The sequence below is a fragment of the Pseudomonas sp. G34 genome (assembly GCF_031119625.1).
Lineage (GTDB): Bacteria > Pseudomonadota > Gammaproteobacteria > Pseudomonadales > Pseudomonadaceae > Aquipseudomonas.
Genome location: NZ_JAVHZV010000009.1, coordinates 361,886 through 387,477, shown reverse-complemented (window position 1 = coordinate 387,477; position 25,592 = coordinate 361,886). Strand labels below are relative to the sequence as shown.

The 25,592-nt window shown below is 60.4% G+C and carries 18 protein-coding genes and 2 pseudogenes; 6 read left to right on the top strand and 14 right to left on the bottom strand.

Going from position 1 to position 25,592, the window contains the following annotated elements:
• Window positions 1–8: 8 nt before the first annotated feature.
• The 3 genes from QYS36_RS07255 to QYS36_RS07245 form a co-directional block, all read right to left on the bottom strand.
• A complete protein-coding gene (locus QYS36_RS07255) occupies window positions 9–1,352 on the bottom strand; it encodes an amino acid permease (RefSeq protein ID WP_308838834.1) in 1,344 nt (447 codons plus the stop codon).
• Between the two features lie 538 nt (window positions 1,353–1,890).
• The gene (locus QYS36_RS07250) at window positions 1,891–2,133 is read right to left on the bottom strand and encodes a hypothetical protein (protein ID WP_308838833.1); all 243 of its coding nucleotides are present in this window, start codon (window positions 2,131–2,133) and stop codon (window positions 1,891–1,893) included.
• A 237-nt stretch (window positions 2,134–2,370) separates the two neighbouring features.
• Window positions 2,371–3,492, bottom strand: coding sequence for a sensor histidine kinase (locus QYS36_RS07245; RefSeq protein ID WP_308838832.1), 1,122 nt, complete (start codon window positions 3,490–3,492; stop codon window positions 2,371–2,373).
• Window positions 3,493–3,889: 397 nt separating this feature from the next.
• On the opposite strand from QYS36_RS07245, the pseudogene QYS36_RS23915 reads away from it, so the two are divergent.
• Window positions 3,890–5,185: pseudogene (locus QYS36_RS23915) on the top strand (HAMP domain-containing protein); the annotation flags it as partial.
• Between the two features lie 102 nt (window positions 5,186–5,287).
• Window positions 5,288–6,043, top strand: a complete 756-nt coding sequence (locus QYS36_RS23910; RefSeq protein ID WP_374990428.1) for a methyl-accepting chemotaxis protein — start codon at window positions 5,288–5,290, stop codon at window positions 6,041–6,043.
• Here the strand turns inward: QYS36_RS23910 and QYS36_RS07235 are convergent.
• The 5 genes from QYS36_RS07235 to treP all read right to left on the bottom strand — a co-directional run bounded on the left by QYS36_RS07235 (window position 6,040) and on the right by treP (window position 12,720).
• Window positions 6,040–6,483 (bottom strand): DUF393 domain-containing protein, encoded by a 444-nt coding sequence (locus QYS36_RS07235; RefSeq protein ID WP_308838830.1) that lies wholly within the window; start codon window positions 6,481–6,483, stop codon window positions 6,040–6,042. The two genes, QYS36_RS23910 and QYS36_RS07235, sit on opposite strands and share 4 nt — an antisense overlap.
• Window positions 6,484–6,595: 112 nt before the next feature.
• Entirely contained in the window at window positions 6,596–6,904 is a 309-nt protein-coding gene (locus QYS36_RS07230) for a PTS transporter subunit EIIB (protein WP_308838829.1), read from the bottom strand.
• 2 nt (window positions 6,905–6,906) lie between these two features.
• Entirely contained in the window at window positions 6,907–9,450 is a 2,544-nt protein-coding gene (gene ptsP / locus QYS36_RS07225; protein ID WP_308838828.1) for a phosphoenolpyruvate--protein phosphotransferase, read from the bottom strand.
• A 100-nt stretch (window positions 9,451–9,550) separates the two neighbouring features.
• Window positions 9,551–11,206, bottom strand: a complete 1,656-nt coding sequence (gene treC, locus QYS36_RS07220) for an alpha,alpha-phosphotrehalase (RefSeq protein ID WP_308838827.1) — start codon at window positions 11,204–11,206, stop codon at window positions 9,551–9,553.
• A 71-nt stretch (window positions 11,207–11,277) separates the two neighbouring features.
• Window positions 11,278–12,720, bottom strand: coding sequence for a PTS system trehalose-specific EIIBC component (treP, locus tag QYS36_RS07215; protein ID WP_308838826.1), 1,443 nt, complete (start codon window positions 12,718–12,720; stop codon window positions 11,278–11,280).
• A 244-nt stretch (window positions 12,721–12,964) separates the two neighbouring features.
• Between treP and treR the strand changes: the two genes are divergently transcribed.
• Entirely contained in the window at window positions 12,965–13,669 is a 705-nt protein-coding gene (gene treR, locus QYS36_RS07210; RefSeq protein WP_308838825.1) for a trehalose operon repressor, read from the top strand.
• Window positions 13,670–14,182: 513 nt separating this feature from the next.
• Here the strand turns inward: treR and QYS36_RS07205 are convergent.
• Complete coding sequence (locus QYS36_RS07205) at window positions 14,183–16,900, bottom strand: AAA domain-containing protein (protein ID WP_308838824.1); 2,718 nt, start codon at window positions 16,898–16,900, stop codon at window positions 14,183–14,185.
• 494 nt (window positions 16,901–17,394) lie between these two features.
• Here QYS36_RS07205 and QYS36_RS07200 point away from each other — a divergent pair, with 494 nt between their 5' ends.
• The 3 genes and pseudogenes from QYS36_RS07200 to QYS36_RS07190 all read left to right on the top strand — a co-directional run.
• Window positions 17,395–17,670: a hypothetical protein gene (locus QYS36_RS07200; RefSeq protein WP_308838823.1), complete on the top strand. Its 276-nt coding sequence runs from the start codon at window positions 17,395–17,397 to the stop codon at window positions 17,668–17,670.
• Window positions 17,671–17,674: 4 nt separating this feature from the next.
• Window positions 17,675–17,920, top strand: a complete 246-nt coding sequence (locus QYS36_RS07195; RefSeq protein ID WP_308838822.1) for a LasR-specific antiactivator QslA — start codon at window positions 17,675–17,677, stop codon at window positions 17,918–17,920.
• A 221-nt stretch (window positions 17,921–18,141) separates the two neighbouring features.
• Window positions 18,142–18,545, top strand: a pseudogene (locus QYS36_RS07190) (integrase); the annotation flags it as partial.
• A gap of 184 nt (window positions 18,546–18,729) precedes the next feature.
• On the opposite strand, the gene QYS36_RS07185 reads toward QYS36_RS07190, so the two are convergent.
• The 5 genes from QYS36_RS07185 to QYS36_RS07170 all read right to left on the bottom strand — a co-directional run bounded on the left by QYS36_RS07185 (window position 18,730) and on the right by QYS36_RS07170 (window position 25,592).
• Complete coding sequence (locus tag QYS36_RS07185) at window positions 18,730–19,545, bottom strand: hypothetical protein (protein ID WP_308838821.1); 816 nt, start codon at window positions 19,543–19,545, stop codon at window positions 18,730–18,732.
• A gap of 218 nt (window positions 19,546–19,763) precedes the next feature.
• Window positions 19,764–20,141: a DUF6527 family protein gene (locus tag QYS36_RS23905; protein WP_374990427.1), complete on the bottom strand. Its 378-nt coding sequence runs from the start codon at window positions 20,139–20,141 to the stop codon at window positions 19,764–19,766.
• A 77-nt stretch (window positions 20,142–20,218) separates the two neighbouring features.
• Entirely contained in the window at window positions 20,219–21,400 is a 1,182-nt protein-coding gene (locus tag QYS36_RS07180) for a ThiF family adenylyltransferase (protein ID WP_308838820.1), read from the bottom strand.
• Window positions 21,375–22,124 (bottom strand): multiubiquitin domain-containing protein, encoded by a 750-nt coding sequence (locus QYS36_RS07175; RefSeq protein WP_308838819.1) that lies wholly within the window; start codon window positions 22,122–22,124, stop codon window positions 21,375–21,377. The genes QYS36_RS07180 and QYS36_RS07175 overlap by 26 nt, the downstream gene beginning before the upstream one ends.
• 84 nt (window positions 22,125–22,208) lie before the next feature.
• A complete protein-coding gene (locus QYS36_RS07170) occupies window positions 22,209–25,592 on the bottom strand; it encodes a UvrD-helicase domain-containing protein (RefSeq protein WP_308838818.1) in 3,384 nt (1,127 codons plus the stop codon).

The window sequence follows — 25,592 nt, the reverse complement described above, 5'->3', positions numbered from 1 at the left end:
ACCCCCGCTCAACGCTCCACCACCTTGTAATCCTCGGCCTTGAGCGGCCTCACCCCGCCGGCCCGGGTGATGCCGTACAGCACCACGCCGACCAGCAACAACGCGCCGGCACGCAGCCAGGTTTGCCCATCCTGCTGGGTCATCAGCAGCAGGCACGAGGCCACCCCCAGCACCGGCACCCAGGTCGGCACCCGGAAGTGCTCCTCTGCCACCTGATCACGGCGCAGCACCAGCACCGCCAGGTTGGTGCTGATGAACACGAACAGCAACAGCAGCACCACGGTTTGCGCCAGGGTTGCCAGCGAACCGGTCAGCGTCAGCACGATGGCCACCGCCGTGGTCGCCAGGATGGCCGCCGCCGGCGTGCGCCGCTTGGCCAGCACGCCGCCCAGCACGCTCGGCAGCAGCCCCTGGTGGGCCATGCCATAGGCCAGGCGGCTGGCCATGATCATGGTCAGCAACGCACCGTTGGCCACGGCGATCAGCGCGATAAAGGCGAACAGCTGCGGTGGGATGCCCAGGCCCGAGGCCTTTACCACCTCCAGCAGCGGCGCCGTGGAGTTGGCCAACTGCTCGACGGGCATCACCAGCGCAGCGCCAACGGCCACCGCCATGTAGATCGCCCCGGCGATGATCAGCGCACCGAACAACGCCCGCGGGTAGGTCTTGCGCACGTCACGAATCTCCTCAGCGAGGTTGGCCGAGGTCTCGAAACCCACGAAGGAATAGAACGCCAGCAGCGCCGCACCCAGCACCGCAAAGGCCGGATTGACCCCGGCCTTGAATTCCACCACCCGGCTGAAATCCCCCTCACCGCCGCGCAGGAACCACGCCGCGGCGAATATCACCAGCAGCAGGCCGGACAGCTCGATGGTGGTCATCACCAGGTTGGCCGACAGCGACTCCTTGATGCCCCGCGCATTGAGCAGGCCGATCACCACCAGGAAAATCAGCGCCGCGCCATGGGCAGGAACGTCGACGAAGGCCGCCAGGTAATCCCCGGCGAACGCCAGGGACAACCCCGCCGCGCTGGTAACCGCCGCCGCCAGCATGCAGAAACCCACCAGAAACGACACCAATGGCGACTTGTACGCCCTGGCCGCGAACACCGCAGACGCGCCGGCATGGGGGTACTTGGTGACCAGCTCGGCATACGAACCGGCGGTGAGCAGGGCAAAGCCCAGAGCCACCAGCAAGGCCACCCACACCGCGCCCCCCACCTCCCCGGCAATCACCCCGGCCAACGCATACACACCGGCGCCCAGCACGTCCCCGAGAATGAACAGCGTCAGCATCGACCCCGTGATGGCGCGCTTCAGGGTCGGGTTGGGCGGGGTATTGGCGGTGGGCATGGTTCACGTCCTGTTGGAGTTGCACAGCTGCGGCGCCAGCCGCCTGCAGGCCGGCCATGGCTGACCGTTACATGTTGAAAGATGCCGCTCACCGGCAAAGATTCAACAAGCCAGCCGACCGGCATGGCGCGGCCAGAAACGGCGGCCTGACAGCGGAGAGGAAAGTCGCTTGCTTGATGAAGCCCGCAGTGACTTTGATGGGTTTCACCTACGCGGCCCGACCCATCCTACAGTTGACCAACCTCTTATCCTGTGGGAGCGGGCCATGCCCGCGAATCGGGCGCATGGCGCCCTCCCACATTTGATAAATCCGCAGTTTGTGGATGGGTGAAACCCATCATGATTTTGATGGGTTTCACCTACGCGCCCCGACCCATCCCACGCCCGGCATCACGCACGCCGACCTGCTCCCGTGGGAGCGCGCCATGCGCGCGAAATCATCGGCGTGGCCTGGATGCCCCTTGCCCGCCCCCATCTGGATGATCGACTGGCCCGGCTATCGCCAACGAACCAGCCCCTGCCGGCCACGAACAAGCACTTAACGCTCATCCGTTCTCGCAGAACCGATATCACGCTCTTTCAGCGCGTCCTGATCCGAGCCCGGGTTGCCCGCCGGCGGGTTCCATTCCACACGATTCTTCTTGGCTTCGGCCTCGTTGCTGCCCTGCTTGGGCTCCGACTTGGCCTTTTCCAGCCCCGAGCCGTGCCCTGCGCCGGTATCCACTTCCTTGTCGCTGGAAGACTCGAAGGCGGATTCTGATTCGTTATGTTCGACTGCCATGACCACACTCCCGTAACCACGCAGGACATCTGCGTATACAGCTCTGAAAGGCCGTGAATGGCGCAAGTGCAATGCTTACGACAGGCGGCAGCCCTCAGCACGAGCCTCGGTTGGCGGCAGCAGAGATGGGAGGCGGCCCGGCAACGGCGGCGCGCCACGCCGGGCCTGGGCCAGCAACCCTCGCTCAGCTCGGGTGCCTGGCCCGTGCGGATGCACTGCCGGCGCGGTTTCGCCGGCCTATCGGGGCAAGCGGATCTCGAAGACGGTGCCGTGCTCGGCCGTCGACCTCACGTCGATCTCGCCGTTATGCGCCACGACGATCTGCGAGGTGATGTACAGCCCCAACCCCATGCCGGCGCAAGGCCCGAGGTCAGTGACCGCGTGCTGGGAAAACCGCCCCATCGGATTGAAGATGAAGGGCAACACGTCATCGGGAATGGGCTGGCCCCAGTTATGAACGGTGAAGATCAATTCTTCGACCCGCGACGTGAAACTTACCGTGACCGGCGAGCCAGCATCACCATGATGAACGGCATTGCTGATCAGGTTGGAGAAGACCTGCTCCATGCGCGCCTCATCGAAACGCCCGACACCGCTACCGGTTGCATCGCAGCGAATGTCCGAAAGCGGATGCGCAGCCTTCGCCTCGCTGACGATCCGATGGCACACGGGAACCAGGTCGACCGCCTGGAGACGCACCGGCAAAGTCGATCCGAGGTGAGAGCGGGTGAAATCGAGCAAGTCCCCTACGATGCGGTTGGCGCGCCCGGCACTGGCATGAATCTGCCCGGCGACATGGGCGGATTTATCAGAGAGGTTTGCGTTGCGCTGCAGCATGTCGGCCCCCAGTAGAATGGCGCTGAGCGGGTTTCGCAGGTCGTGCCCCAATATTCCCAGAAACAGCGTGCGCGAAACCTCCAGGGCACGGGAATAGTTGGCAATCGACTCGGCCAGCGCCTGGTCGATGGCTTCGTGGAAACGCACCGTGTCCTCGATATCCAGCGCCTCCCCCGCCTTTACCCGCGACATCCACAAGCTCAGCACGCTGGTTCGCAACGCTCGGTACTCGGAGACCATCTGATCGAGCGTGAAGCCGGCCATCAGCCGCGTGATGGCATGGGTCTCGGCGGCCGTCTGCTGATCATTGACAGGCCCAATGCCATGGGATTTGTCCCGCTGCTGTTGCCTGCTCTGCGGCGTATCGAGGTCCTCGACGATGGCCCGCAGCATATGCCCCGCATGGTCGCGCAGGGCCTCGGCATCCAGCGCCCTGCCGGGGACGTTGATCGTCCGCGCGAAGTCCTCCCAGGCCTGCAGAATGGGCTCCATGTTTTTATCGATAAAGGTGGACAATCGCATGCCGGGATCCAGTGATTGAGTAACGATGGCAGTGATTGCCAGCGCTGAGTAAAGCACGTATCGAACCACGTTACGGGTACCGCTGGCTTTAACAGATTTCGGTCAGCATTGGTGGCTTGAACTCCGGCAACGAGCGCGCTCGATATCGAGTGGCAGCGGCTTGCACGCCTGGGCGAATCGTGGCGCCACCAACGTATGCAGGCCTGGCCCTGGCGCCGGGGGGTTACAGCCTCGGCGAACATGCAGAAATCGGCTCTTCCCTGCCGCTCCTTCAGGGGCTGCAGAGGGCCGACTCCGGATAAGCCGCAGCGACGCTGACCCGGTTCTGATACAGATGGTTATATAACCGGCTGAAGCTATTCGCAGGGCCGCCGATAACGTGCCAACCCCTCTCCGAATGGTTGTTCCCATGTTCAATCGGCTCTCCATCCAGTTCAAACTGACCGCCCTCGCCGGCCTCTGCCTGTTCCTGGTCGTCACCCTGCTCGTGCTCGTCTCGCAGTTTTACGCGGCGCGTAGCAGCGAAGTGGTCAAGGGCAGCAGCTTCCAGATGCTGGGCGACTCCGCCCAGTTGCGTCTGCAGGCCATCGGCGAGGCACAGGCGCAAAGTACGCGCAGCGAATTCCTCGAGGTATACCTGTATGGCCTCGGCGTCGCCAAGCAGGTCGACCTGCTGCGCAACCAGCACGCCAAGGGCGTGCTAAGCGCCGAGGCGCTGCGTAGCGACCTGACCGCCGTGCTGGGCGATGCGCTGAAGGCGCGCCCCGAGTCCCTCGGTATCTACGTTGCCTTCGAGCCCAACGGATTGGATGGGCAGGATGCAGCCTTCATCGCTAACGACGGCGCGGGCAGTAACGAGACGGGCCGCTTTGCGCTGTATTGGACGCAGAGCAAGCCGGGCGCGTTCGCAGCCGAAGTGATCAGCGAAGAGGATCTGGCCGACACCTCCCCCGGCCCGAGCGGCGCGGCCTATAACGCCTGGTACAGCTGCCCGTTCAAGAGCGCGGCGGCGTGCCTGCTCGACCCCTATGTCGACCGGGTGGATGGGCAGCCCGTGCTGATGACCAGCGTGGCCCTGCCCCTGCAGGACGGCGGCAAGGTGATCGGCGTGATCGGGCTCGACATCAGCCTGGCCGCGCTGCAAGCGCTGGCCGAATCCGCGAACCGCAACCTGTATGAAGGCCAGGGCGAAATCAGCATCATCAGCCCGGCCGGGCTGCTGGCGGCGCACACCCGAGACGCCACCCAGCTCGGCAAGCCCCTGGATAACGCCGACCAGGCCCAGGCGAGCGCATTGCGACAGGCCCTGCAGGCTGGCCAGCCGTCGGTGGTGTCGAGCGAGCAATCGATCGGCGTCATGCAGCCCGTGCAGCCCATTCCCGGAGCCAACAGCTGGGGCGTTCTGATCCAGGCGCCGAAATCGGTGGTGCTCACCCGCGCACTGGCACTCGCCGACACCCTCGAGACGCAGCGCACCCGCGACAGCATGATCTCCTGGCTGGTGGGCATCGGCGCGATCGTGCTGGGCCTGGTGCTCATGAACATCATGGCGCGGCGCGTCACTCGGCCCATCCTGTCGGTCGCCGATATGCTCGACGATATCGCCAGCGGCGAAGGCGACCTGACCCGCCGCCTGCAGTACCCGCGCCAGGACGAACTGGGCCGCTTGGCCGATGGCTTCAATCAATTCCTCGACAAGCTGCAGCCGATCGTGGCCAAGGTGAAGGACTCGGTGCAGTCCGCCCGCCAGACCGCCGATCAATCCGCCGGCATCGCCGCCCGCACCAGCCAGGGCATGCAAGCGCAGCTCAGCGAAGTCGAACAGGTGGCAACCGCCTCCAATGAAATGAGCGCGACCGCCCAGGACGTCGCGCAAAATGCCTCCGAGGCCGCCGCCGCCGCGCGCAGCGCCGACGAAGCCACCCGCGAAGGCCTCCAGGTGGTCGACCAGACCACCCAGCGTATCGAGCGCCTGGCCCAGGACCTCGGCACCGCCATGCGCGACGTCGAAGGCCTGGCGGCCAGCAGCGAGCAGATCGGTTCGGTGCTCGAAGCCATTCGCAGCATCGCCGAGCAAACCAACCTCCTGGCCCTCAACGCCGCCATCGAGGCCGCGCGTGCCGGTGAAGCCGGCCGTGGCTTCGCCGTCGTCGCCGATGAGGTCAGAAGCCTGGCCACCCGCACCCAGGTGTCGATCGAGGAAATCCGCCAGGTCATCGAGCGCCTGCAGCAAGGCACCCGCGACGTGGTGGAATCCATGCACGACGGCCACCTCCAGGCCCAGGACAACGTCAGCCACGTTGCCCTCGCCGTCAGCGCGCTCAAGCGTATCGGCGACGCGGTCTCGGTGATCACCAGCATGAACCTGCAGATCGCCAGCGCCGCCGAAGAACAGAGCGCCGTGGCCGAGGAAATCAACCGCAACGTGGCCGGCATTCGCGACGTCACCGAATCGCTGGCCGAACAGGCGGACGAATCCGCCCAGGTCAGCCGCTCGCTGAATGCCCTGGCCAACCATCAGCAGGCGTTGATGGATCAGTTCAAGGTCTAGGGCCGTTCGGGGGGAATATCGGCGCTCTTGGGAACCGCGCAGCGCTCCCCGTTACAGCGGGCGGCTCCATCAGGATGAGGCAGCCAGGCCAGGTGCGGACGCCAGCGGCAGAAAAGCCGGTAGGCCGCGTTCAGCAGCGGCCTGGCCCAGCGCCACGACAGCGGTGCAGCCCAGAAGCCGAGGCCAGCCGCGCGCCAGCTCCACAGCGTGGCGTCCAGGCCGGTGACCCAGCTGCCGTCGGCAAACCTGGCGTGCAGCAATGATTCCATCCGGGCAAAGGTGAGGCCCATGGACTCGGGCTCGAAACCTTGCTCGCGGATATCCACGAAACGCAGACGCTCTGCAGCCGCACGCCCGCGCAGGGTGTTTATCTCCCGGGCACAGAGTGGGCACTCGCCGTCAAAATAGAGGGTCAACGGCCACGCCGGCTTTCTGTCCATCAACCATGTACCTCGTCTTGGTGTTCATGGGCTTTTGTCGCCAAGCCCCAGCCCGACATGGGCAGTACACCCAGTATGACAAGAACCAGCGCCACCTGACTGCAGCAACGCCTCAGCCGGTTTCCGCCAGCGGCGCCGCCACCGGGGTCAGCACATGCACCACGCCGTTACCCAGCACCATCACCGCAGGCATGCCAGGCGCTTGCAACGCCGGCTCGTCGAGGCGTTCAGCGTCGCGTAGCTGCACGCGGATGCGGGTAATCGCGACGCGCTGTTGCGAGGTCAGGTTCTTCTCGCCACCCAGTGCCTCGACGACATTGGCCGGCAGCAGTGTTGCGGTCGCCGCGCTCACCCTGGGCTCGTCCGGCACCAGATCCGGCGTCAGGGCCTTCCAGAAGGCACTTTGCAATTTGTCGAACATGCTCAGCTCTCCAGCACAGGTGACAGGGGTAACGACGATGGCCGCCATGACAGCAGGGCTTCGCGAACCTGCCCGGCGCTTTCCAGGGTCAGCGCCTGGCGGGCGATGGCCTCGCAATCGCTGAGTTGCACGTCGCGAATCGCTGCCTTGATGGCTGGAATCAGCGGCACGCTGGCCGACAGTTCATCCACCCCCAGGCCCAGCAACAGCGGCACGGCCAGCGGCTCGGAGGCCATGGCGCCGCAGACGCCGACCCATTTGCCATGGGCGTGGGCGGCTTTCACGGTGGTCGCGATCAAGCGCAGCACCGCGGGGTGAAAACTGTCGGCCTGGCTGGCCAGGCGTGGGTGGTCACGATCCATCGCCAGGGTGTACTGGGTCAGGTCGTTGGTGCCGATGGAGAAGAAGTCGACTTGCGGGGCGAACGCATCGGCCATCAATGCCGCGCACGGCACCTCGATCATGATGCCGAGCTTGGGCAGCGTTGTCAGGCCGAGGCTCGCCGCCTCCTCTTCGAGGATCTGCCGGACCAGGCGCAATTCGGACAACTGGCTGACCATCGGCAACATGATATGCAGACGCGCCAGCGCGCAGCTCGCCAGGATGGCGCGCAACTGCTCGCGCAGCAGCTGCGGGCGCTCCAGGCACAGACGAATGCCGCGCATGCCGAGGAACGGGTTGGCCTCGGCCTCCATCGGCACATAGGCCAGCGGCTTGTCACCGCCAACGTCGAGGGTGCGCACCACCAGGTTGCGCTCCGGGCCCAGGGCACGCGCAATGGCGCTATAGGTGGCCGCCTGTTCGTCCTGGCTGGGCGCGTTGCTGCGTTCCAGGTAGAGAAACTCCGAACGCAGCAGCCCTACCCCTTCACCGCCCAGCTCAATGGCCTGCTCGGCCTCCGCCAGCGAGGCGATATTGGCGGTGACCTCGAAGCGATGGCCATCGCGGGTGGTGGCGGCCAGCGAGGCCTGCTCGAGGTCGCGCTGCTGGCGCAGGGCTCGTTGCTCGCGCTGGGCCTGCAACTGCTCGATGGAAACGGGATCGGGATCCAGGTGCAGTTCGCCCTTGTCGGCATCGAGCAGCACCCGGGTGCCGTCGGCCAGGGCAAGCACCTCGGCCGGCAGGCCGCAGACCGCCGGCAGCCCCAGCGCACGGGCCAGGATCGCGACGTGGCTGGTGGCCCCGCCGCCAACCGTGGCAAAGCCCACCACCTTGCTGGTATCCAGTGCCGCGGTCTGCGACGGGGTCAGTTGTTCGGCCACCAGAATGGCCTGGTCGGGCAGCTCCCAGGCGCTGTCTTGCACATCCAGCATCAGCTTGAGCACCCGCTGCCCGACATCGGCAAGATCCAGGGCACGCTCGGCCAGGAACCGGTTGCCACTGGCCTTGAACAGCTCGGCGGTCGCTTCGGTCACCGAGTTCCAGGCGAAGGCGGCGCTTTTGCCCTGGTTGATCAGCAGCCGGGCCTGCTCCAGCAGGCTCGGGTCTTCCAGCAGTTCCTGATGGGCCTTGAAGATCTCCTCCTGGGCCTCGCTCCCCGCCTCGTCGCGCAGCTTCTGCAAGGCAGTCAACGCCTCTGCCAATGCATGATCCAGCACTTGCAGCTCGGCGCGCGGGTCACTGGCGGCCTCGGCAATTTCCAGCTTGCGCTCCACCACCTGGACCACCTGCCCGAGGGCAGAGCCTGCTGAAGCACAGACGCCCTGCAACGACATTGCCGAGCTCTTCGCTGCCGGCGCCGCTTCGATGGCCGGTGCGCTGACCGCAACCGGTGCCACGGACTCTCCGCAGCCATCGGCCAGCAACTCGGCCAGCGTCTCGATGGCCGCAGCGGCATCCTCGCCGGTGGCGCTGATGGTCAGAACGTCGCCAAGGGCCGGCTGCATGGCCATGATCGCCACCAGGGATTTGCCGTTGGCACTGTCCTGCTGCCGGTGCAGGCGGATATCGGCCTTGAAGCCCTTGGCGGCCTGGGCGAACACTGCTGCCGGCCGGGCATGCAGCCCATTGGCATTGGGCAGGCTGATCGGCTGCGAGACCAGCGCCTCACCTTCATTCACCGGCGCATCGTCCACCAGCCCGACGTGGCCAAGCTCCAGCAACGGCTGGCCACCGACCACCCTGGCGCTGTCACCGGTAAGCATGCTGAACGGCTCGCCGCTGACCACCAGCATCAGCGTCATCAGGCTGCGCGCATGCACGGCGATATGGTCGGCATCGAACTCGATCAACGCCTGGCCGGCCTCGACACGCTGGTCTTTTTCGACCAGCGCGGTGAATCCCTTGCCGGCCAGGTTCACGGTATCCAGGCCGATATGCAGCAGAATCTGCGCGCCGCCCTCATGGGTAATGGTGATGGCGTGGCCACTGGATTGCAGGTCGCTGACCACGCCCGCCAGGGGCGCGCACAGGGTCTGCGACGTGGGGTCGATGCACAGGCCGTCACCGATCACCCGATTGGCGAACACCGGGTCAGGCACATGATCAAGGGGCACCAGCACCCCGGAGAGCGGTGCCAGCAATTGCAAGGGTTGAGGTACGGTCATGGCTTCACCTGCGGTTTTATTCTTGGAATGCATGGCGTAACTGGGTTGCTCGGGGTCGAGCGCCGCGCGGCGACTCGGGCATGCGCGGCGCGGCCCTCGATCAGCTGTCTGCAAGGTGCAACACGAAGGACTCATAAGGCCTCAGGTACAACTGGCGCCCCCGCGGCTCGCAGTCCGGGTAATTGCTGATCACCAGCCGTTGGCTGCTGGCGGTGTCGATCACCCGCTCAGGCAGCTCGACTTCGCACGCGGTGCCATAGAAGTTGTTCACCACCAGCAGCCGTTCATGGGCGCTTTCACTTTCGCGCAGGTAGATCCACACCTGCTCATGCTCCGCCAGCAGTTGGCGATAGACGCCCTGCTGGATCAGCGGCTCCCGGCGGCGCAAGCCAACCAGCTGGCGGTAGTAGTGCAGCACCGACGTGGGATCGTCGAACTGGTTGGCGACGTTTATCTGCTTGGCATTGCCAGGCACGCCGATCCAGGGTTCGGCGGTGCTGAATCCGGCGTTCGCCTCGCCATTCCACTGCATCGGCGTGCGCCCGTTGTCGCGGGACTTCTGCATGATGGTGGCCATGATCGCTGCAGGGCTTTCGCCAGCGTTGCGTTTGAGGCGGTAGATATTCAGGCTCTCGACATCGCGGTATTGCTCGATGCTGTCGAAGCCCGGGTTGGTCATACCCAGTTCCTCGCCCTGATAGATGAATGGAGTGCCCTGCAAAAAGTGCAGCGCGGTGGCGAGCATCTTCGCCGACTGCACACGGTACTTGCCGTCATCGCCGAAGCGTGACACCACCCGCGGCTGGTCATGGTTACACCAGAACAAGGCGTTCCAGCCGCCGCCGGCCTGCATGCCGGTTTGCCAGTCGGAGAGGATGCGCTTGAGCGCCAGGAAGTCGAAATCGGCCTGCACCCACTTCTGCAGATTGGGGTAGTCCACCTTCAGGTGGTGGAAGTTGAAGGTCATCGACAACTCTTTCGAGTCCGGGCGCGAATAGCGGATGCAATGTTCGAGCGAGGTCGAAGACATCTCGCCGACGTTGATCAGCTCGTGGCCTTCGAACACCTCGCGGTGCATTTCCTGCAGGTACTCATGCACGTTCGGGCCGTCGGTATAGAAGCGGCGCCCATCGCTGGCATCCTCGGGAAAATCGGCCGGCTTGGAGATCAGGTTGATCACGTCCAGGCGGAAGCCGCCCACGCCCTTGTCGCGCCAGAAGCGCATCATTCTGAAGACTTCCTGGCGCACCTTGGGGTTGTCCCAGTTGAGGTCGGCCTGGGTGTGGTCGAACAGGTGCAGGTAGTACTGCCCGGTCTGCGCTTCGTACTCCCACGCCGAGCCGCCGAATTTCGACTCCCAGTTGTTCGGCTGGTCGCGCCAGATGTAGAAGTCGCGGTACGGGCTGTCGAGGCTGCTGCGCGCCTGCTGGAACCACACGTGCTCGATGGAGGTGTGGTTGACCACGATATCGAGCATCAGCTTGATGCCGCGCTTGCCCGCCTCGGCGATCAGCAGCTCGCAGTCGGCCATGGTCCCGTAGCTGGGGTCGATGGCGTAGTAGTCGCTGATGTCGTAACCGTTGTCCCGCTGTGGCGAACGCAAGAACGGCGTGAGCCACAGGTAGTCGACACCCAGCCACTGCAGGTAGTCGAGCTTGGCCACCACACCGAGCAGGTCGCCGGTGGGGTTGCCGGCTTGGCTGTAGAAGCTCTTCGGGTAGATCTGGTAAATCACCGAACGCTGCCAGTCTTGCATGGCGCTATTCCTTCATCTGTTTTAGAACAACGAGCGGCACGCCATCACGCTGCCGCTCGCCAAGCGATGGTTCAGGCCACCCGGTAGCCGGGGCGGACGATCTTGACGCTGAGGGCGCAGGTGAGCAGGAACGGCACCGCGATGGCGATGACCATGCCCACGATGAACACCGGGATGTACTGCGGCATGATGGAAATGAAACCGGGCAGCCCGCCGACGCCGATGGCCGAAGATTGCACCTTGTTCAGCGACAGGAAGATGCAGCCCATGGCCGAGCCGATCAGGGCGGCGTAGAACGGGAATTTGTAGCGCAGGTTGATGCCGAACATCGCCGGCTCGGTGATGCCGAAGTACGCGGAAATCGCCGAGGTCGACGCCATGCTCTTGTCCCGCACGTTGCGGGTCATGTAGAACACCCCGAGCGCGGCGCTGCCCTGGGCCAGGTTGGACATCACGATCATCGGCCAGATGAAGGTGCCACCCTGGGTGGAGATCAATTGCAGGTCCACGCCCAGGAACATGTGGTGCATGCCGGTGATCACCAGCGGCGCGAACAACACGCCGAAGATCGCCCCACCAATCAGCGGCGCGAAATCGAACAGGGTGACCACGCCCTCGGTGATCAGAATGCCCAGGTGGCGGGTTACCGGGCCGATCAGCGCCAGCGCCAGAACGCCGGTAATGACGATGGTGGTGATCGGCACCACCAGCAGCTGGATGGCATTGGGCACCCGGGCGCGCAGCCATTTCTCGATCACGCTCATCACATAGGCCGCCAGCAGGATCGGCAGGATCTGCCCCTGGTAACCGACCTTCTCGATCTTGAACCAGCCGAAGATGTCGAAGTACGGCATGCCCTGATCGCCCAGGCCGGCGACCACCTTGCCGTAGTTCCAGGCGTTGAGCAGGTCCGGGTGCACCAGCATCAGGCCCAGCACGATGCCGAGGATCTCACTGCCGCCGAAGCGCTTCGCCGCCGACCAGCCGACCAGCGCCGGCAGGAACACGAACGAGGTATTGGCCATCAGGTTGATCAGGCTCCACACGCCATCCAGCGACGGGTAGGCCTCCAGCAGGGTGACCCCTTCGATGAACATGCCCTTGGCGCCGATCAGGTTGTTCACCCCCATCAGCAAGCCGGCAATGATCAGCGCCGGCAGGATGGGCATGAACACGTCGGAGAGAATGCGCACCAGGCGCTGCATGCCGTTGATCTTGGCAGCGCTCTGCTGCTTGAGATCGGCGATGGTCATGGCCGCCAGGCCGGTCTGCTCGCGCAGCGCGGCATACACCTTCTCCACATCGCCGGGGCCGATCACCACCTGGTACAGGCCGCCGGTGAAGAACGAGCCCTTGACCAGATCGATCTGGTTCAAGGTTCCCACGTCGACCTGCTTGGGGTCTTTGAGGGACAGGCGCAGGCGCGTCACGCAATGGGCGGCCTGCTCGACATTGTCGACGCCGCCGAGGCTCTGCAGCACGTCGCGGGCAATGGCTGAATAATCGTGACTCATGCGCTTTTTATCCTTCGAGGATTTTGTTTTTGGAGAGCGGCATAGGTAGCAACCTGAAAAGACCTTACTCGTACATACGAGTTAAATCAATAACTCGTATAGACCAGTCAAGCCCTGTTTGCCAACCTGCCGGCCAGCCAGCAAATGCCCGGCCGCCCTCGCCCCCATGTCCAGACGATAGACAAACCGCCACGCGCTCCCTAAGGTTCCTCGCTTGACGACAACCCGGCATCGAGCCCTGCACATGAGCAAATACAGCCAGATCTACAGCGATCTGCTTGCCAGCATCACCAGCGAACGCCTTGAGCGCGGCGCCCGCCTGCCTTCGGAAACCGAGCTGATGGAGCGCTACCAGACCAGCCGGGGCACCGTGCGCAAGGCCATCGAGCAACTGCAGGAACGCGGCTTCGCACAGAAGATCCACGGCAAGGGCACCTTCGTGCTGTCGCGCGCGCCCATCGAGTTCCAGCTCGGCGGCATCGTCAGCTTCCAGGAGACCTACCCCAGGCTGGGCGGCAACGTGCGCACCGAGGTGGTCGAGCTCAGCCAGCTACCGCTGGAAGGCAGCCTCTGCGAGCACATCCAGGCGGAACAAGGCACCCTGATCACCCGCATCAAGCGGGTCAGGCGCATCGATGGCCGGCGGGTGATCCTGGATATCAACCACTTCGTCGCCGACCTGATCCCCGGCCTGGATCGCCGCATCGCCGAGCACTCGATTTACCACTACATCGAAAAGACCCTGCAGCTGCAGATCAGCTACTCGCAACGCACCATCGAGGCCGTGCCCCGCGGCGCGGACGACCTCAAGCACCTCGACCTGGACGACCAGAGCCACGTGATCGTCGTCAGCAACCAGACCTTTCTGCAGGATGGCCGACAGTTCGAGTACACCCAGTCCCGGCATACGCTCGACAAGTTTTACTTTTCGGATGTGGCGCGGAGGTAGGGGCGTGCTAGGCGCTGACAACCCCAGATGCCTTCTCGGCGAAGACAATCACCACATAGATGTCCGTATTCGCCAGCGAAGGTGGGGTTAAGGTCAGCAAGGTTATTTCTTGAAGGCCCAACTCCAAGCACGAGAGCACAGGCAAAAAGTTACGTAGCCGAACAGAAGCATTGCAGTGCCCAGAAACATCATCACTGCGAGCGCCTGCATATCTTTCGAAAACTGAGCTGCCGGAATGTAACAGTCTGCACCAAAGCCGCGGCAGCCCAAGCTGATGGCGCGGAGCCCGAATGTGAAATACAGGCCAACCGCTGCAGCTAAAGCGACGAAGAAACCGCCGATTACGAATAGTATCCGCCTCACGCCTCCCCTCCTCTTTACAATTGTTCCAAAGCACGCGAATGCCACACGTAGTAACCAATGACTTGCCTAGCAAACGATGTAGCTCTATCGACGGTCAACCTTTGAAAATCATGGAGGCGCCGACATCGCGGGCTATACCGAAGCTCGGTCTTATCCAGGTTGAGCTTCGGTTGCCGGGCTTGCCCATTGCGCAACGAACTCGGCAATCCTCTCCTCAATGCGACTTTCAACCGTACGTAAACGCAGGATAGGAATACCGCTTTTCTCAAGGATGCTGTTTTTCCGCGCATCCCGCGCAGCCTGATCGGGGCGGTCGTGAAAACCACCATCCACCTCGATCACCCCCAAGGGGGTTTTACCCACCTTGAAATAAACAACGAAATCGCAACTAGCTCTCGTCATGAACGCCAGCTCAAGCTCCGTCAAATCTGGATTGGTCGGCGAAGCGACCTGGTTTAACTTGACCTGCTTGTGATAACTCAGTGCTTGGCACGCTGGAACAGCAAGTGCCTCACGCAATAGCTGCTCACCAATCTGTTCAGACTTGTAACGCGAATCCTCCTTACGCAAACGCCCTTCCAACTGCGCCAGCGACTGATCGTACTCGCGGTACAACAGATCAAAGGCAGACACCACAGGGGCACGCACGATCTGCTCGTCCTGAGCGTAATAAGCGATGTACCGCATCAAGGCCGCGACATGGCTGTTGTTGCTAGCGAATACCTCGTCACCGGTTACCAACGTAAAACGATGCTTGGCGCGTGAGACCGCTACGTTGATCATCCGAGGGTCATCAACGAAGTCCAAACGGTTACGCGTCTGGTTGTACTGCTTCTTGTCGAGCACGGTAGAAAAGACGATCTCGTCGCACTCGCGCCCCTGAAACTTGTGCACGGTGTCCTTGATGAAATCTTCCGGCAAATGTGCACCGGAGAGGGTGACCTGTGCGCGGAACGGCGCGATAAAACCGCGTCCGTCTTCATCGATGCCAAAGGGTTCGCCTTCGTCATCGAGCACCTTGAGTAAAGAGTCCAACTCACGGAGGTTGGTGTTCTTACGCGCGTGGTTTCCCTTGCCCGTAATGACCAAACGCAACGGCTCCTCGCCGTTGTCTTTGGTCATTGGCACCAATGCGTTGTCGTAGAACTGCTGGTTGCAGAACTGGATGATCCTGGGATGGCAGCGGTAATGCTCTTTCAAAAGCGTTCTAGGCAGCGCGTCTTGGAATACCGCGATGCATGAATCAAGCAGGCTATAGCGTTCACAATCGTACGCTTCGGCAGGGGCCGGGAGGCCAAGCACCTTGGGAATATGCGCCAGCTGACGGTTGTCACCAACAACGATCAGGTTCTTCGCACAGCCCATCGGCAGGATGCCCGGCACGATATCCTGCAGCGAAGCCTCATCAACGATCACATAATCGAGGATGGCTCCCCGAGCAAGTGAATTGACGATGGAATGCGTGCCGCTGCCCACAATTGGAAAACGCTGCACAAAGGCGTCGAACTGTTGCTGATACGTCTTGGCATCAAAGCTGTCTGAGGGGCGCGCCTTATTGTGCAAGTGCTGTTTCAAATGCTTCATCGAGCCCGCTTTCAATTTATCCAGCAAGGCCTCGAAGTTGCCACGGGCAAGCGAGTCACGACATTTTTGAAGCTCCGCCTGCTTCTCCATCAGCGTTTTGTCGTAATAGTGCATCTGTAATGCATGGAAGACGGACAAGCGCGCATCACCCTGGGCGAATGGCTTAGCCCGGAGGATCTTGAAATTGAGCAGTAGCTCGATGCGATCCTTGAGCCGGATACGCCCCTCACCTAGGTAGGCAAGATAAGCCATCAGGTCTGCCGTCTTGCGGGGCGTCAGCCCGTACTTTTCCAGCGAAGCAGTGGCCTGCAACCCGCTGTCTTCCTGCCACTGCTGCAAGTAGCGCTGCTCAACGGCCAGCTCATCAAGCTCCATCTCCAACTGCGCAGCTCGATTGTGATCCTGCAAGTACTGCTTCAAGTGCGCCAGCTGAGCCTGAACTTCTTCAAGAGTCGGAGCAGGCTCAGATTCAGTCGATGGCCATGCTGGCAAATCAGCGAAGAAGTCCTTGCGATTATCCCCGTTGCCAAGCTTGGCAACTAAATGACCGAGGCCGCATTTCTCCAATTTTTCGTAGACGTTCTCGACAGCTGCATTGTTGTTGGAAAGCACTGCAACCGTTTGCCCACGTAAAAGTATATTGGCAATTATGTTGAGGATTGTCTGGGTTTTGCCGGTTCCTGGCGGACCTTCGATCACACTGACCTGCGCACTGAAGGCTCGCTCCACAGCGGCAAGCTGGCTCTCGTTCAAGCCGAATGGAAAGATCAGACCTTCACCCGCAGCAAGCATCCCATTTTGGGCCGTGCAGTAGGCATGCAAAGCGGTATCGGCACTAGCAGGTAGGCGTTCTAGCTGACGCACCACGTTGGCGGCGATTTCAAGATCCGCCTTCGATTTCGCGAGGCTTTGCCGAGCCTTCGCCACCGCGATGAGGTAATTGAAAACCGGGGTGTCCTTCATCGCTGCAGGTTCGGTGAAACCGATATCTTCGACCTTATAGATATAGGGCTCGTCAGACCCCGCGTAACGCACGACGGCATATCGCTCACCGTAGATCGTGGCCCTGGAAATGGGCGTGATGATCGAACTACCGGGCTTGGTCAATAACATCTCGCCCAATTCACGAATGGGAGCGATATTGCAGTCGCTTAGCAGAAATTCGTCTCTGCTTTTATCTGCGTAAGAGCAACAGAGTTGAAGCCTCTTTTGTTTGTCTTTACAGAGCCACCACTTGGCAATTTCTGCGCTTTTGTCCTGACCATCTACTTGGATCGAAATCATACATTCCTTGCATATGCTCGTACCGCATCCATCTACGCCCCCAAGGCGGATGAATGCCGTAACATCCTTTAAGAGGGATCATTTTGCCATTACCACAGGCATGCTGGTAGCGGTAATACCTAGTACAACCAGCCGGGTTGCCATCTGCAAACCTGCGGGCTAGAGTGCGCGGGTCGTGGTCAATCCCGCGACCGGGAGTCGAAACCCGTTTTGTCTGAGGACGCAGCAACGTCATAGCCAATAGCTGGTGGTTCGCCACCGGGCTACTGCATTTCTATGGCGGGCCGTGCGGGGCAGGCTCACGCCTGGCCGGTTCCCTCGGACGCCGGTATTTCGACCCCCGTACGGTTCGCCACCAATAACCGAGTCGAAACGGCATTGGTGGCTCTTCAGCTGTCCGAGGAGCATAAGGAAAATGCGCTATCCAGCTTTTACGCCAGGGCACCACCCTGCTCGCCCCAACGGCCCACAGACCTCCACCCCGGAGGTGCCCCATGGCTAACCCACTCGGCCGTGTACTCAACTTCCCCAGACGCCCAAGCCCGATTACGGGCGCCAACTTCCAGACCCGAAGCGCACTGGCCGATGCCGACCTGCGCGCCGCACTGTTGAACGAGTTGTTCGAAGACCTTCTGCGCAAGGAACGGAACCGGCCTGACTCGCTACGGGTGCGAATGGCCTGCTTCGCCGCCCAGGAACTGCTCAACGAATTGACGGTGCTTTACCGCCGAGCATGCTGCGAAAACCGGGAAGGCAATCACCATGACTAAAGGCGTGACCACCACCCTGCCCGCCAACGACGGCTACCCAGGCCTGCAGATCGCCTGGGCAAAGGATTGCCGCCCGGCTTTTCATGAAGGCATTCGCGCTGCAGAACGCTGGCTCAACGGCAAGCGCAGCCGTTGGTTATGGGCTGCACTGATTTTCGAGCGGGATGCACTACTGGAAGAGACGGACCGGAAAGCGTTTGAGGTAGCGTTTATCAGTCGGATTCAGCAGAAGCTGGAGGGAAGCGTCTAGCCGAGTAACTTAACGCTGTGCCCACGGGCATTGGGCAAGATCAACGGTTGCCATCAACAACCGCATCTGAAATTAGAACCGCTGAGCAGTGAGAAGCTCGTAGAAACGGAACAGAAAATCTGTTCCGTTTCTACGAGTGCAGCTTCTTCACGGCAAAGCAAGGTTACCGAACCTAGCAATCGCCTAATCAAAGGACTGCCGTCCGTTTCCATGAGGGTATCCGGCTACACAAAGAAACCAGCAATACGCCGTTCTGCTTCCCCAGCAAGGATGGCAAAACCCGCGTCGACACCAAGACGGTCAGCCAGCTCGTCGGAGACCGACAGTGTCGCTTCAAGAACCGCCGCAAGCCTCTGGCCGGCCGCCATCATGACGACTCGTTAGTACTGAGCAATGGTGTCAAGGTGAATGGACACCACATGACTTACGCCGGACTGGCGCGACCATGATGCAAGAGCTGGGGGTAACACTGGAGATCATTGATCGCTGCCAGAACCACTTACTGGGAGGATCCAAGGTACGCCGACACTATCTGCATCACGACTATGCCAAGGAGAAAACCGAGGCTTGGCGTCTTCTTGGGAGCAAGTTAGAAAAGCTCTTATCAACTGAACAATCCGACTAGCCACCTAGCAGAAGCCTTCTGAGATGAAGTCAAAGCTGAAACTTAAGCCAGCCTAAACCCAGCAGGCATTCAATGAACTGATAATGGCCAAATCAAAACAGCATCACTTCCGAGACTAACTTACCATGGTGCTAGGTAGCGGCGCGGCCAACAACAACTCAACCACTCATCAAATTCCTGCCTATTAAGGCAAGCATGGTCTATGCGGATACTCTGTCGGGATGGTTACTGGCTGCAACCATGTCGCCTTGGAGCTAAAGCCCAATATCAGCTCAGGAATTTTTGGCACAACAACCACTTGAGTTCTGGCAGGATCAATAAACAGAACACTAAATTCATGCTCATCTATGCCCTTACACCGAAACGAAGAATTAAAGTCCGCAAAATGCGCAAGGCGATATATAGTCGACTTGCGCTGATCACTTGAATCCACCCACCCCCAAATAAGCCCCACTAAAAAAAGCTGAGCAATTGCACTTACAAAAAGCGAGACCAAAATGGTAAGTCCCTCATGCCCACCTACGAATTCGTCACGCCAGAAATAGGACACGATCAAAATTAAAACAGAAATCACAAGCACAGGCCAAAACAACATACTCAATACTTGCAAAGCGGTGGCCGCGACAAGCGTCATGGGCAGCAATGTCGCATCCATATGAAAGATGGAGTTAATATCACTCATAGCCTTTGCCTTGGCGACATATGTAAAATATGCAAACAAAACAACCCAGGCAGTCAATGATGCTCGCAACCCCATTAGATCACGCAGCAATGTAACCTCCATCACACCAACAAAAATATATAATCCTAAAAAAACGAAAGCAACCATTAGAAACAAAGCTGCGTCGGGACTATCCTCTGCTTTCCAGAATGACGCCAACAGGATCAGCACCGCAATGAGCGACACATGAAACAAAGCCGACAACCTATTACTTAACTCTCTTTTTTTCTGCAAAACCTCAAAGTCCGGCTTACGACTATATTGATTTGACTCGCTCATCGCCCCTCCCACTTTTAAAAACCGACATTCCAGTCATAAGTAAAACTAAATACACTTAGCCTTTAAATCGCAAGCTAATCCCTCCGACACCAGCCACACACTCCCTCACCAACTCTAGAATCTAAAAATCTTAGTTGCTCCAGAGCGAAGCCAGAACCAGAGACGGGACACTGTTCAAACTGCTTATTGTCCCGTTGGTTGCGGAGGAGCTTCAGCAGTCATGGTCGGCGGTTGAGCCAGGCCTTAAGCCGAGTCCAGATGCTACGGGAATGCGCAGTCGCACTCTGGCCACCAGTAGCGGATCCGGGGAGCTCACGACGCGCTTCATGCAGCGAGCCATAATGCGCAGCTTTGGCCTTCTTATCGCGTAGACGCTCCGCCTCTATCTGGCCTTGCGACCATGGCCCCGCCTCCAAAACTCGACTCCGCTGGATCACGTAGTGCGACCGGCACTTCTGATTCCAGTTGCCTACGGAGGGATGAAGCGAGATGGACTCACCATCGAACGTCATCCGCCAGTCGGTCGGCGTGAATGGGGTCACCACGCGGTCCCCGCAACCGCAGCAGCACGAGTGCACTGCGGTTGCGTAGTCCATCGAGATGTACAAGATGCCAGGCTCCAACTCGCGTGGAACGTTTCGCACAAAACTATGTTCCAGACTCAGATGGCGCATCATGATTGGTCTCCGTTGAGCAACATGCTCCCATCGGTCGTGTACGTGCTGTGATGCTCGCTCTCTAGGTCGCGGTAGAATCCGCGGAGCTTTTTCCACTTCACGACTGCGAGGCAAGCATTTAAGGCGTTCAGGTCGGCCACCTGGATATTGGATGCGTACACGTCCTGGCCTCCGCCACCAGCGAAAGAGATGCGCCCTGCGTGGACATGCTCGCGTTTCGCCGGCGTGCTCGTCGTCACCCGCAGAATGCCGCCCAAGCTACCGTTGCTAAGTTCAAGCCCCATCCCAACTTCGATAAATGGCACACCAAGCGCTTCGAGCTTCGCCACCACGGCGCGCTTTTCCTCACCCGCGTCCATGCTGATGAACGCAAACGTGATGCCGTCAAGCAGCCCCAGCGTCTCCGTTTTCATCTTCACGGGGTGAGCCACGATCCCGCGATGCATCCGTTCATAGATGCCCTTCAGGTAGTGCACCTTTTTGGGGGCGTCCCGCAACTCCTCGAGCGATGGCGCCCCGGGCGCGCGGAACGCGTTGTGGGAAAGAAAGTCGTCATCGTCGAAGAGCCGGATTTCCCTCACCGGCGTTTTCGCGACCAGATCGAGGATGTACCCACCGGTACCACCTGCGCCGAGGATGCCCACCACCTCACCTTCCAGCTTGCTAGCTAGCGCGCCCAGGCCTACCCGGCTGGATGCTGTATCGAGATAGTTGAAGGCGCTGGGCTCATTCTCATCATCAGCGCCACGGATCAGCCGTGGGCTGATACCGGGCTGCAGGACGGCCGCCGGGCCGGCCAAGATGGTCGCGTAGGTAGCCATCTTGGCGTAGTAGTCCGGGTAGCCATCCGAGTTGGGTTTACTGGAAAAGCTGTGCCTTGCGGTGAGCCCGTAACCAAGGTCGGTGTTGGGCGACGCATGGGAGATGCCTGGCAAGGGCGTTCCATTTGCGCTGCAGGGGAAGTCGCCGTCCCAGTGAATTACGTGTGTCTCTGGCTTGCGCGTCCGGTCCCCAGCCAAGTCAAGGTTGGACACCAGGGTGCCGGTGCGCACACGACATTGAGCGTCGACATAGGGCACTTCCAGCATGACTAGGAGACTCCCCTGAATGCGAACGAAGTAGCCCTCCGTGCGCAACCGGGCCAGGTCAGCATTACGACTGAACAGTTCGTGTGACATTGAAAATTGTCCCCTGTTTTTTGACTTCAACGGAGCCACCCTCAGCGAGTTCACCAGCGCGGGGGTGCGAGGCAGCATTGCGGTATGTCATCGAGAACTTGACGTTGGTCTCTGCCGGCGCGTTCGGATGGGATAACTTGACCACCTGCTCGAAGGTGACATGCTTGTCCGGCACAATCTCTTCGACAGCATTGACCACGATGACGTAGCCCTTTTGCGGCCTTAGGGCGGTGATAAACCGCTCAATACCAGGGTTGTCGAGATTGATCCTGTCATCCGGCTCGATGAGGATATCCTCGCCGCCCCGTACTTCCAGGAAGATGGCCTCTTCGGGCGGGGCTTCGGCCAGGTCATACAAGACGCTGCCCAGCAGCTCCGGGTGACCCCAGGCCATCTGGCGATCGTTCAAGGAGAACTTGAAGTCGCGGTCGGACTTGAACGCAATGAAGCGCTCAGCACCCTTGCCTCGCAGATCCACTGTCTCGTCGAGACGAACGTCCTCAAAATCGCCCGAGGCGAGAAGTGCATAGAGTAGATAGTCGCTTCGGCGATCGAGCCCCGCGCTGTCCAGGATTTGCCGGCCGGTGGGTACCGGGTCAGGCACGTCGATATTGCGGAAGGTCAGTCCTTCCAAGCCGAAGCGGATGCGATAGGCGCCGGCCTCTCGCAGTGGACGATCCTCGCGGATCGCGTCACCAACGTCGTCAAACGGAGAGTTTTTCATATGGTCCTCTAAAGTGTTGCGGCAGAGTTTTTTCTGCCTTCAACTCTCTAATCGGACCCAGCGACTGCCGCCGGTAAACTTTTTTCAGAATTGTTTTGAGAGGGTTCCAGGGGGGATTGCACCACACACGAAAAAGGCCGGGCAGTTCGGGCAAGTGGCGTCCGAAGTATTTGTTCGGAACTGGCCGCCTCGGATGCCGCGGAAAATCTCGCCCAATTTTTCTTGGCGATTGCTCAACTCTTTGGGACTGAGTTTCAACGGCTTGCTTTCAGCATCAGCTAGGTAGACCAGTTCCAGCTCGGCGCCCGGGAACTTCGCCTGGGCCGCTAGTACAAATGCAGCGGCACCGACGTCCTTGCTGTCACCGCTGGGCGCATGGCCAGTTCTCACCCGGCGTATGGCCCGCTTTCCGTCTTTCACGAGGACATCATCCGGTGTTACTTCGATCTCATGGCCGTCTAACACAATTTGCAGCGGGGTCGGAGCTTCAACCTGTGCGCCAGCCCTCGATGCCAGGAAGTATTGGAGCATAGTGGAGGCTATCGCACGGTAGTCATCGAAATAGCCATGTTCATGAAGCCCCTGAGCCGCGAAGGCCTGAGAAAGCAGATCCTCCCACTCAGCACTAGAGTTGCCCTGCGCGACGATCTTCCGGTAGACCTCCCGAATCGCTTCATGCATATGCATAAATGAACTCATGCCGCGCCGGCCACCTACCTGAAGCAAGTGTGTGTAGAGGAATCGCCGTGCACACGATGCGTAAAGCGCGACCGCATCTGAGCTGAACCGCGGGGTTCCCGAGAAGACGATGGGTATTTGCGTATCGTCCGGGGCAGGAGGCAATACAGTAGTGGGCGTGACGGCGCGCCGTTGAGCTGGACCAATGCGATCCAGGAACTGCGATAGCGGCCTGGCACGCCCATTCGATGTTGAGGTCGCTCCGTAAAATGCAATGCGTGTCTTCGCCCGGGACATTGCGACGTAGAACAAGCACTCCTGCTCTTCGTTGTGGGCCGCCCGTGCAATGTCCTCTGCGCTCCCTTGACCACCTGCTACCATGCCTGCGGGTGGGGGGCACTTTGATGTCCGAAGCGCCCCTGGGATGGAGTCCTTATTGACGCCGGCAATGTGAACCGCTGGAAACTCCAACCCTTTCGAGCCATGGATAGTCATCAGGCGAACCGCATCAATCCCCTGGGCTGCCGTGGGTAGCTGCCTCAAGTCTCTATCGTCCCGAAGGCGCAGCAGTCTCCTCACGCGATCAGAAAGCCGCTGGATCGGGAGACCCTGGCCGTTCGGCTGTGCCCGAACGAAGTTCATGAACTGCCAGATTGCGATGCCCTGAGCCTGGTCCGAGACGCTGGCTGAAGAAGCGATGCGGGCTGCTTGTCTAGTCCGGTCGAGCAGAAGGGTTGCCAGCACGATCCAAGGTTGGGAGGTGGCGTCGAAACCTGCGAGAGCTGCATTGAGGGAAGACAGAGCAGTCTGACCAGCGGGTGTCAGCTCAGCTGGAATGCTAAGTCGCCAAGCGCCAGGTTCCGAGTCGGTACCTCGTAGATGCTCGAAGACACAAACAGCGTCCTCCAAGCTCATGGCGAATTCTGGCCAGCAAGCCGTCCGGATCATCCCCATCGCGCGCCGATCCACGAGTAGCGACAGCACCGCGACGAGGTCTTTTACTTCCGGACGTTCAAACAGGCTGCCCAGGAAAAGCACTGGAATGCCGGCACGCTCGAGCTCACGTCCGACGTCCGAAAGTCGATCGTTGCCCCGACAAAGGACTGCCTGGTCCCGATACCGATAGCCCGACTTACGAAGCTCCTGAATGCCGTCAGCGATGGCCGAGGTCAGCAGGGAGGTGTTGTCAACTGTGATGATTTCGGGCAGCTTTCCGCTTGGAACTCTATCCGCCTCAAGGGCCTCTTCTCCAGCAGCTGCGGACATACCTGCAGCAAAAGCAGAAAAGGCATGGACAACTTCAGGGGTGGAACGGTAGTTGATTTTCAGACTGTCCCGTACCGCGCCAGGGAAATCTTGGCAACCGAAGCGGGCCATGTTGAACGAAGAGGCGCCGCGGAACCGATAGATCGACTGCTTGGCGTCCCCCACCACCCAGAGGTTATTGCCTGACGGCTTCAGTGTCGCAAGAAGCCGAACGCTACTGTGGTTCACGTCCTGATACTCGTCGACCAGAATGTGGTCATAGTCGCTCTGCAACTGCCTTCGAACGGCTTCATCGCTCTCCAGTAGTTGAACCGGGCGCATAACCAGGTCGCCAAAGTCGACACACTGAGCGAGTGTTTTGAGCTCTTCATAGCGAGCGTAGACCTTGGCAACTTCTGCCGCTTTCTCCGCAGCCTCCACCTCGCTGGGGTTACTCGCCGCGTTAGCCATTGCATTGGCTAGCGCAAGATAGCCCGCTGCATCAACAACTTCATCCTTGGCGCGTGAGACCGCGGTCAGGATTTCAGCAGCCGTCTGAGATGGATCATAAAGGTTGCGATAGTGGGTGAGGCCTAGCCGAGGAAATTCGTTTTCAAGCAATTCTACTGCTTCGGTTCGGTCCATCAGGCGGGGATCGACCGGAAGGCCACATCGGTCGTTGAATCGTCTGAGGATGTCCAGTCCAAAGCTATGGAAGGTCCCAATGCAGAGCGCTGCGGCTTCCGCTGGCCGCTTCAGCGCGATCCGCTCGGACATCTCTGCAGCGGCCTTGTTCGAGAAGGTCAAGAGAAGGATACGTCTTGGATCTACCCCCTCATCCAACAAGCTCTCAACTCGCGCCACCAGCGTGCGGGTCTTTCCGGTGCCTGGCCCAGCTTGGAGAAGGAACGCGTCCCCGCGATGGTTGGCTGCCGTTTTTTGCTTCTCGTTGAGTGGAATTTCGATAGGCGCTTCTACTGCAACTACTGGCACAGGGGGGAGCAAAAGCGCATCAAGCATCTGCTGTGCGACGACCTCGAAGGGGGCACCCAACCGGTTTGCAATCTCCGAGCAGGTCTGGCCTTGAGTAACGTGCAAATCAAAGACTCGCGACCGTGGCAGCAGCAATTCTCTCGCGAAGAGGTCCATCTGGACTTCTCGGCGCTGCCGTCGGCTGTAATCGACTACGCGCTCCATGCCAACTGGCGCAGCCTCAGAGGTTCGCGCTGGATCGACCTGAAATGCTGATTCCTCCTCTTCCTCACCATCACCTAGCTCGGCGTGCCCGATTTCATGGGCGACGAGAAAGGCTTGCTCGAACGGTGTCCCTAAGTCCTCATGAACAATCAGCTGCAAGGCAGCATCAAACGTTGCGCGCGCCCCGTCGAGGATTGAAGCGCCAGGGAGGCACCTTTCAACCGTGATGCCCAGCTTCTCCGCTATGTATTCGGCGAACTGATAAGGAGACCATGGATCGCTGCCGTGTTCGACTGCTTCATGATGCAAGCGCTTCGCGTGCTGGCGAGCGAGTTCTAGTTGGTCCAT